The 8,275-nt window shown below is 68.6% G+C and carries 9 protein-coding genes; 5 read left to right on the forward strand and 4 right to left on the reverse strand.

From position 1 onward, the window contains the following. Both FHP25_RS40135 and FHP25_RS40140 read left to right on the forward strand, forming a co-directional pair. Positions 1-518, forward strand: a 518-nt coding sequence (locus tag FHP25_RS40135) for an autotransporter outer membrane beta-barrel domain-containing protein (protein ID WP_147852628.1), incomplete at its 5' end; no start/stop codon positions are given. 252 nt (positions 519-770) lie between these two features. After that, a complete protein-coding gene (locus tag FHP25_RS40140) occupies positions 771-1,865 on the forward strand; it encodes a branched-chain amino acid aminotransferase (protein WP_147852629.1) in 1,095 nt (364 codons plus the stop codon). A 40-nt stretch (positions 1,866-1,905) separates the two neighbouring features. Here FHP25_RS40140 and FHP25_RS40145 read toward each other — a convergent pair whose 3' ends face one another. Beyond that, entirely contained in the window at positions 1,906-2,451 is a 546-nt protein-coding gene (locus FHP25_RS40145) for a MarR family winged helix-turn-helix transcriptional regulator (protein ID WP_147852630.1), read from the reverse strand. Positions 2,452-2,541: 90 nt separating this feature from the next. On the opposite strand from FHP25_RS40145, the gene FHP25_RS40150 reads away from it, so the two are divergent. The 3 genes from FHP25_RS40150 to FHP25_RS40160 are packed head-to-tail and all read left to right on the forward strand — an operon-like array spanning position 2,542 to position 5,385. Beyond that, positions 2,542-3,036, forward strand: a complete 495-nt coding sequence (locus tag FHP25_RS40150; RefSeq protein ID WP_147852631.1) for a methyltransferase family protein — start codon at positions 2,542-2,544, stop codon at positions 3,034-3,036. A 21-nt stretch (positions 3,037-3,057) separates the two neighbouring features. Further along, positions 3,058-3,678 carry a TVP38/TMEM64 family protein gene (locus FHP25_RS40155; RefSeq protein WP_147852632.1) on the forward strand — a complete coding sequence of 207 codons (621 nt, stop codon included), beginning with the start codon at positions 3,058-3,060 and terminating at the stop codon, positions 3,676-3,678. After that, a complete protein-coding gene (locus FHP25_RS40160; RefSeq protein WP_147852633.1) occupies positions 3,679-5,385 on the forward strand; it encodes a nucleoside hydrolase in 1,707 nt (568 codons plus the stop codon). 45 nt (positions 5,386-5,430) lie between these two features. Here FHP25_RS40160 and FHP25_RS40165 read toward each other — a convergent pair whose 3' ends face one another. From FHP25_RS40165 to FHP25_RS40175, 3 genes are read right to left on the reverse strand one after another with little or no spacing between them, the layout of a single operon-like run. Continuing rightward, complete coding sequence (locus FHP25_RS40165; RefSeq protein WP_147852634.1) at positions 5,431-6,543, reverse strand: hypothetical protein; 1,113 nt, start codon at positions 6,541-6,543, stop codon at positions 5,431-5,433. 21 nt (positions 6,544-6,564) lie between these two features. Then, positions 6,565-7,203, reverse strand: a complete 639-nt coding sequence (locus tag FHP25_RS40170) for a TetR/AcrR family transcriptional regulator (protein WP_178134144.1) — start codon at positions 7,201-7,203, stop codon at positions 6,565-6,567. 7 nt (positions 7,204-7,210) lie between these two features. Next, complete coding sequence (locus tag FHP25_RS40175; RefSeq protein WP_147852636.1) at positions 7,211-8,113, reverse strand: crotonase/enoyl-CoA hydratase family protein; 903 nt, start codon at positions 8,111-8,113, stop codon at positions 7,211-7,213. Positions 8,114-8,275: the final 162 nt, after the last annotated feature.

Raw genomic sequence — 8,275 nt, forward strand, 5'->3', positions numbered from 1 at the left:
CCGGCATCGGCGATCGCCTGAAGGCCGACTACGGCGCCCGCACCACGCAGGTGTTCGGCGAGGCCGGCTATGCCATCGCGCTGGAGCGCGTCGCGTTCGAGCCCTTCGCCGGCCTGGCCTGGGTCAATTACCGCAGCGACCGCATCGACGAATCCGGCGGCGCGGCGGCGCTCGCCGGCCGGCGCCAGGCCTTCGACATGGGCTTCAGCACCCTGGGCCTGCGCGCGGCGGCGACCGTGACGGCGCCGTCCGACACGACGACGGTGACCTTGCGCGGCACGCTGGGCTGGCGTCACGCCTTCGGCGACGTCACGCCGGAGCAGCGCCTGGCGTTCCGCGCCGGCGGCAGCCCGTTCACCGTCGTCGGGGTGCCGATCGCGCGCGACAGCCTGATCGTCGAAGCCGGCATCGACATCGACGTGACCCGTTATGCCCGGTTCGGCATCGCCTATAGCGGCCAGCTCGCCGGCAGCGCCCAGGACCACGCCATCAGGGGCAGCCTCAGCCTGCGGTTCTGACACCGACTATCGGCCCGACTGTCATCCCGAGCGCAGCGAGGGATCTCCTGCGAGGGAGGCACGGTGCGCCATTCGCGGGAGATCCCCCGCTGCGCTCGGGATGACAGATGTATCAGATGACAGGATCGGGGTTTTCGACAGCTGATTTTTCAGATACCGGCTTCGGAGCCATTGTGTAAATTCGACCGCGTTTCGTGCCCCGCAGACGCGCTCCGGCGCCGTGGCGGTGCGACGCCAACATGCGAGAGTTTCATGTCTCAGTCTTCGGCTCTTGAATTCATTCGCCAAGCGCATCCGGCGCCGACGCCGCCGGACCGGCGGACCGCCATCCTGCGCGATCCCGGCTTCGGCCGGGTGTTCACCGACCATATGGTCACGATCCGCTATACGGAAGGCAAAGGCTGGCACGACGCCGTGATCGGCCCGCGCGGCCCCATCGCCATGGACCCGGCAGCGGCCGTGCTGCACTACAGCCAGGAGATCTTCGAGGGGCTGAAAGCCTATCGCACCGCCGATGGCGGAGCCGTGATGTTCCGTCCGGGAGAGAACGCGCGCCGCTTCCAGAAATCGGCCGAGCGGCTGGCCATGCCGAGCCTGCCCGAGGACCTGTTCGTGGCCGCGCTCGAGCACCTCGTCAGCATCGATCGCGACTGGATCCCGGAAGGCGACGGCAGCCTCTACCTGCGGCCCTTCATGTTCGCCAGCGAGGTCTTCCTGGGCGTCAAGCCGTCGTCGGAATACCTGTTCATCGTCATCGCCTCGCCGGTCGGCTCGTACTTCAAGTCGAAGGACAGCGCCGTCTCGGTGTGGGTGTCGCAGGACCTGACCCGCGCCGCCCCCGGCGGCACCGGCGCCGCCAAGTGCGGCGGCAACTACGCCGCCAGCCTGCTGGCGCAGATGGAAGCGGCCAAGGAGGGCTGCGAGCAGGTCGTCTTCCTCGATGCCACTGAACGGCGCTGGATCGAGGAGCTGGGCGGCATGAACATCTTCTTCGCCTTCGAGGACGGCTCGATGCAGACCCCGCCGCTGGGCGGCACCATCCTGCCGGGGATCACCCGCGCCTCGATCATCGCCTTGGCCCGCGACATGGGCATCACCGTGCGCGAGGAGCCCTATTCCTTCGACCAGTGGCGGGCGGACGCGGCCAGCGGCCGGCTCAAGGAGACCTTCGCCTGCGGCACGGCCGCGGTCCTGACGCCGATCGGCACGGTCCGCTCGCGTGACGGCAATTTCACCATCGGCAACGGCCGCTCGGCGGCGCAGACCGAGAAGCTGCGCTCGACGCTGATCGATATCCAGCGCACGCGCGCCGCCGACCCGCACGGCTGGGTGCACAAGGTGTTCTGAGCCGCAACCGCCGTCCCCGGCGCAGCGCGGGGCGGCCAGGTCATGGCCTGGCGGCGGGTGCACGCTCCGCGCGCGTTTTCACGTCGTCACTCAGGAGCCGCACGATCTCGGTCGTCCTGCGGATATCCGGCTCGCTGAGCGCAATGCCCATGGTGGATGCGATCGACAGGAGCCGGGCCTCGAGCGCGTGGTAGCGCGCCTCGCCCTTGGGAGTGAGCTGCACAAGCTTCGAGCGCCGGTGCCTGGGATTGTCGATGAACCTGACGAGCCCCTCGGCCGCCAGCTCGTCCGCCAACCGCTGCATGCGCTGCCGGCTGGTGGGACGCATCCGGGCGATCCGCGGCACGGTGAGCGGGCCAAGCAGCGCCAGGCTGCGCATGAAGCCGAATGCACCGCCGCCCCAGCTCGTGATGAGCCCCGTCTTCTGGCCCAGGGCCCGAATCCTGAAGAAGCACTGCGCCACCTCGAGCATCAGCTCGGTGATCGCCTCGGCCTTCGCGTTGACGGTCGCACCCGCCGCTGGGGCCGTTCCGGCCCCGTGTCGCACCGACGCCATGGCATGCGCTCCCTTCAGCTTCGCCAGCATTTTCAGTTGACACCGTTGTTGTCAACTCGCAGGATGACACCTTAGTTGTCGTTTCTGTACTGCGCAGCCCCAGCATCGGCGGGAGCACGGATGCGTACGGACCCAACTGGGCAGCAAGAGGCCGACACGCGAACGGCCCGCGTCATCGCCCGGCCGCCTCTCCTTTTCCTCGCCGCGCTTCTGCCCGGCCTCGCCCTGGATCACCTGCTGCCCCTGCCTGTCCTGGGCGTCGACCTCGTCCGCTGGGTTGTTGCCGGCGCGCTGATCGCCGCCGGCCTGGCGCTTGCGGCTGCGGGCATTCGCAATTTCTCAGGGGCAGGCACGCCGGTGCCAACGAACCAGCCCACGCGCGCGCTGGTCACGACCGGCGTTCACCGCTGGACACGCAATCCCATCTATCTCGGCATGTTCCTGCTCTACGGCGGCATCGGCGTCGCAGCACAGAGCCCGTGGACCCTAATCCTCACGCTGCCCCTGGCAATCACGATCCGCTACGGCGTCGTTGCGCGCGAGGAGAAGTACCTGGAACGGCGCTTCGGCGACACCTACCGCAGCTACAAGGCCCGCGTGCGCCGCTGGGTGTAGCCCGAGGGCAAGGAGGCCGACATGAGAGAAGGCCTGGTCGTGGTCGGCGTTCTGCCTCTCGTGCTGGCCTCCTGCGCGATCCCGACGCCCCAGGAGGCGAGCGATGCCGTCCTGCGGCTGCGGGAGCACCAGGGATGGGCATGGGCCGTGGGCATCGCGCTCATCTGGGCCGATCTGGTGCTGCCGATCCCGCAGACTGCGGTGATCGCCGCGCTCGGCATCATCTATGGGACGCTGATCGGCGGATTGGTGGGCAGCCTCGCCCTGATCACCGGCGGCCTTCTCGGCTACGCCCTGATGCTCACCGCCGCGCGGCGCCTTGCGCATCGCCTCGCCGGCCCCCGTTCGCTGCACAAGATGGAGCGTCTGTTCGAGCACGGCGGCGCCTGGGCAATCATCCTGACCCGCAGCCTTCCCTACAGCGTTCCGGAGGCCATGGTCTTTCTCGCCGGACTGGCGGGCATGCCGATGAGGAAGTTCACCGCGGCGCTCACCGTCGGCAGTGTGCCCGCGGCTTTCGCGTTTGCCGCCATCGGCGACGGCTGGGCGGACCAGCCGATCCTGGCCCTCGCGGTGAGCTATGTGCTCCCCATCCTCCTGCTGCCCATCGCGCTCTATCTCATGCGGCCACGAGCACGGTGAATGTCGACGCTGGTGATCATCCTCCGGGCGGCCTCCCTGGTGGCGTTCGCGGGGCCCATGCTGCTGCTGGCCGGCTTGCGTCGTGGCGAGACGGGGGCGCGGGCGCGTCAGGACGGCGGCAGCCGAGCGCCCATGGTGGCGAACCTCGCGGCCTTCGGCCTGTTCCTTCCCGCGCTGCTGATCTTCGCCGGCAGCGCCGAGGCGTGCATGGCGCTGCCGCTGGCCCTATCGGGATGCGCCCTCGCGACGGCGGACGCGGCCCTCGTCGTCAGATCCCGCGCCGTGCTCGGTCCGGCATGGAGCCTTGCGCCAAAGGCGGATCAGGGCGCGGGCTTCGTCACGACCGGCCCCTATCGTCGCATGCGCCACCCGATCTACCTGGGCCTCGCGCTGCTCGCCACGGGCCAGGCGCTGGCCTTCGGCAGCTGGCCCGCCGTCATGATCGTGCTGTGCGGCATTGTCCCGACCTTGGCCTGGCGCGCCCGCGCCGAGGAGCAGCTGCTCGAGCGCATGTTTGGCGAGCCCTATGCCGCCTACCAGAGGCAAACCCGGATGATGGCGCCGGGCAACAAGGTGCTCGTGCGCGCGGGGCTGGCCGTGCTGCTCCTGGCGGCGGCGCTGCTCCCGCTGCCATGCACCGCTCATGTTCGAAGCTGGCGCACCGGCGAGGTCGAGGATCGGCCACTGCCGCTGTCGCGCAGCGGACCGCATGTGGATCGGCCGTCACGGGTATGGATCGACACGGATGCTGCGTGCCACGGCGGCAACGCCGATCCGGACGATTGCTTCGCGATGCTCCTGCTCATGAGCTCGCCGGATGTCGAGATCGTCGGGATCTCGACCGTCTTCGGCAATGCGCCACTGCCGGTCGTCGATCGAACGACGCGCGACCTGATGGGGCGCGTTGTGGGAAACGCGGCCTCCCTGGTCCATAGCGGCGCCTCGGCTGCGCTTCAGGCGGAGCGAACGACGACGATCGAGCCCGCGCATGCGGCGCTCGAGCACGCGCTTGAGCGCGGTCCCCTCACCATCGTCAGCCTCGGGCCGCTGACGAACGTCGCGGCGACGCTGCGGCGGCGGCCGGACCTGGCGGGCAACATCGCGCTGCTGGTTGCGGTCATGGGGCGGCGTCCCGGCCACGTCTTCCATCCGGCCGAAGGCAGAAGCGCACACGGCATTCTCCTCGGCCACGGACCGATCTTCCGCGACTTCAACTTCGCCAAGGACCGGACCTCGGCTGCCACCGTCCTGAGACTTGCCCGACGCGTCAGCCTGATACCCTACGCAGCGGCACGCGCGGTCATGGTGACCCGCCGGGATCTGATACAGATGCAAGGCGGTCCCGGCGCAGCGGCGTGGCTCGCGCAGAGGGCTGGGCCTTGGCTCGACTACTGGGAGCGGGTCGTCGGCCTGCCCGGCTTCTACCCGTTCGATGCCCTTGCGGCGCTCTACGTCCTGCATCCGCAGCACTTCAATTGCGCGAAGGTCGCCGCCTGGATCGCCGCGGACGAACGGCTGCCCCTGCCGTGGCGCGTTGCGCTTGGCGCGACGGGGCTGCTCGTCGGCTCGCCTGCCGAACGGCCGCGGATCACGCACGCGTCCAGCTCCGTCACCTATTGCGGCGGGGCGGGTGACGGCCTCAAGGATCAGCTCATGGACCTGTTGACCAGAGGAAGCAGTCCCGGCGCATCGCCCGCGCGGAACTAGCTGCTGCACCACGCCTCGGCGGCTGCGAGCATAGCTTCAGTCGCCTCAGAAGCCGTAGGGCTTGTAGCGACCGAAGATGTGCTGCTCGAAATGCACCATCCCCATCTCGCCGTCCGGTCCCTGCAGATGGCAGGGGAACTCGGTCGGGCCCAGCCGCTTGGCCTCGGGCAGCGACAGCAGGCCTGTCTTGCCCAGATGCGAGGACGGATAGCGGTCGGTCTCGACGACCGGACCCAGACCGCGCCAGACGCCGGCGCTGCCGCCGTCCTTCCAGCCGCCATAGTAGCCCAGGCCCTGCACATCGGCCGGCGTTCCGGCCAGCTTGATGCGGTAGTCGCGCCAGCGCCCGTCGCTGTCGAGCAGTGAGAACGCCCCGCCCACGACGTTCTTGGTGCCCGGCGCGTAGTCCAGCGTGTGGCGCACCGCGACCAGCCTGACCTTCGTGCCGTCGGCCATGAACAGGGCGCCCTCGAAATCGAGCGGCTTGCCGGCTTCGTCCTCGTGGGTGTTGAAGAAGCCGGTGTAGCGGTCGGTCGCCAGCGGCGCCCAGATCCGGAAGCGGCGATGATCGATCTCGTCCTCGTCGCGCTCGGCGCCGCCATGGAACGTGACCGGCCCCATGCCGGCTCGCACGCCCCAGGAATGATCGCGGATCGCGGTCCACGCCTTGACCTCGACCGTCTCGTCGTCACGCCGCACCGTTCCCGTCGCCTCGCAGACCTGGGTGTAGCGCACCATGTCGTGGATAAGGTGGCCGTATTTGCGGAACCGGTACGGCGCCTCGAGGAACGCCGGCGAGCGCGTCCTGAAGGTCAGGTCGAAGCTGAAGCCGCTGTCGTTATCGGCCAGCGCCAGACCGACCTCGCGCATCGGCTGGCGGATATCGACCCTGATCGGGCCGACCGAAAGCTCGGCGGAACGCGGCCGCAGCGCCCGCGACGCGCGCACGACACGCTGCTCGCCCTTGCGCGCGATGCCGGCAAAGCCGTCGATCACGTTCATGTTGGGATGCAGCCTGACACCGGTCACGACGTACCAGTCGTCGGCGAACGTGGCGCAGAAATAGCCGTCGTTGAAGTGGACGTCCGACGTGAAAGGGATGTTGAACGGCGTCGGATGCTGGTGGAACGGATACTCGTCGAAGTCACTGAGCTGCATGGTGTCGTTCCCTTCGTTCCCCTACGCCGATCCGGGTCCGCCCTGCAGCCGGGACAGCGACTGGCGGATGTGACGCCGCAGCAGCACCCGCGCATCGGTGCGCAGCACCCGCGTGCGCCTGGTGTGGTGCAGGACCAGCAGGCCGAACAGCATGGCGAGGTGGGCGCCAACCTCGTCATCGACCTCGCGCCCGGTGGCGCCGGTCAGCTCGCGCACGCAGGTCGCGAAGATCGCCTGGATCGCCCCGAGCTGGACATTGAGGCGGACGTCGAGCTGCGGCGTCAGCCCCTGCGGCTTCAGGCCGTTGAACAGGTAGAGCGCCAGCGACATGTCGCTGCGCCGCTTGTCGTAGAACTCGAAATGCGCCGAGAGCGCCGCCTCGAAGCGCAGGGACGGCGAGGCGCCGCGCACGATGCGCGACGTCAGGAAGCGCTCGTAGTCGTCGAGCGAGCGCGAGAGCAGCTCGGCGTAGATCTCCTCCCTGCCCGTGAAATAGGGATAGATGGATCCGGTCGTGCAGCCGGCCGCCTTGGCGATCAGCCGGATCGATGCCCCGTCGAGGCCCTTCTCCTCGAACACCCGCTGCGCGGCCCGCAGCACGAGGTCGCGGCGCGCCTCCGCTGCGGACGGCTCCTTGCGGGCAAGCGACAGGTCGGTCATCGCCGTATCATTTCGGCCGCGCGGGCAGCGAGACGACATGCGTCTTGTCGGGCTTGCTCATGCCCTGACTGTAGTCGCCGAACGGCCCGTCGCGCTCGGCGACGGCAGCGGGCACGCCATCCCGCCGCGCCTTCTCGATGAAGCGCAGCGCCTCGGGCGTGTTGCGCATCATGCTATCCATGACCGAGCCGAACATCTGGGTCGTCGACAGGCCCATGTTGTCGTAGGCTTGGTTGACGACCAGCTTCATGGCGGCGAGCTGCGAGGACGGGATGCTGACCAGGGCCTCGGCCTGGCGGCGCACCTCGGCCTGCAGCTGCGCGAACGGCACGGCCTTGTTGATCAGGCCGATCTCGGCGGCTTCCTTGCCCGACACCGGCCGCCCCGTCAGGGCCAGCTCCTTGGCCTTGGCCAGGCCGAGGCGATAGACCCACATGCCGGCATGATGGCAACCCCACATGCGCGAATAGGGCGTGCCGATCTGCGCATCCTCGGCCGCGACGACCAGGTCGGCGCACAGCGCCATCTCGCTGCCGCCGCCGACGCACCAGCCGTGCACCTGCGCGATCACGGGCTTGGGGCTGCGCCACAGCGACATGAAGCGCGGCACCCAGCCCAGCTCCTGGCTGGTCACCATCATCAGGTCGCGGCCGGCATCCCACTGGCCGTCGCTGGCCAGGAGCTCGTCCCAGTGGCTGAAGCCACCGGAGAAGTTGAAGCCGGCGCAGAACGCGCGGCCGGCACCCTGCAGGATGATCACCTTGACCGCGCGGTCGCGGATCGCCCTGCCGACGGCGTTCTCGAGCTCATCGAGCATCGGCGGCACGATGGTGTTGAGGTCATCAGGCCGATTGAGGGTGATGATCGCGATCGCCTCGTCGACATGGTAGTCGATCACCTGATAGGCCATGCCAGCTCCTCGGGCTATGTTGCGCGCGTCCGCTTCTAGCAGCCTGTCGGACTTGAGCCGAGAGCTGGAATGAGATTCATTATCGAGGGTTGATATTGGCTCGAGCCAGCGTGGTTGTGATGAGTAATTTCCGCCAAGTTGATCGTCAGACCGATTTTTTGC

Origin of the sequence: Vineibacter terrae (assembly GCF_008039615.1) — a bacterium.
Classification (GTDB): Bacteria; Pseudomonadota; Alphaproteobacteria; order Reyranellales; family Reyranellaceae; genus Vineibacter; species Vineibacter terrae.

Bases quoted from the DNA above. Each gene is read 5' to 3' on its own strand.
- FHP25_RS40140 (WP_147852629.1), top strand. From the start codon at position 771: ATGTCTCAGTCTTCGGCTCTTGAATTCATTCGCCAAGCGCATCCGGCG.
- FHP25_RS40145 (WP_147852630.1), bottom strand. From the start codon at position 2,451: ATGCTGGCGAAGCTGAAGGGAGCGCATGCCATGGCGTCGGTGCGACAC.
- FHP25_RS40150 (WP_147852631.1), top strand. From the start codon at position 2,542: ATGCGTACGGACCCAACTGGGCAGCAAGAGGCCGACACGCGAACGGCC.
- FHP25_RS40155 (WP_147852632.1), top strand. From the start codon at position 3,058: ATGAGAGAAGGCCTGGTCGTGGTCGGCGTTCTGCCTCTCGTGCTGGCC.
- FHP25_RS40160 (WP_147852633.1), top strand. From the start codon at position 3,679: ATGTCGACGCTGGTGATCATCCTCCGGGCGGCCTCCCTGGTGGCGTTC.
- FHP25_RS40165 (WP_147852634.1), bottom strand. From the start codon at position 6,543: ATGCAGCTCAGTGACTTCGACGAGTATCCGTTCCACCAGCATCCGACG.
- FHP25_RS40170 (WP_178134144.1), bottom strand. From the start codon at position 7,203: ATGACCGACCTGTCGCTTGCCCGCAAGGAGCCGTCCGCAGCGGAGGCG.
- FHP25_RS40175 (WP_147852636.1), bottom strand. From the start codon at position 8,113: ATGGCCTATCAGGTGATCGACTACCATGTCGACGAGGCGATCGCGATC.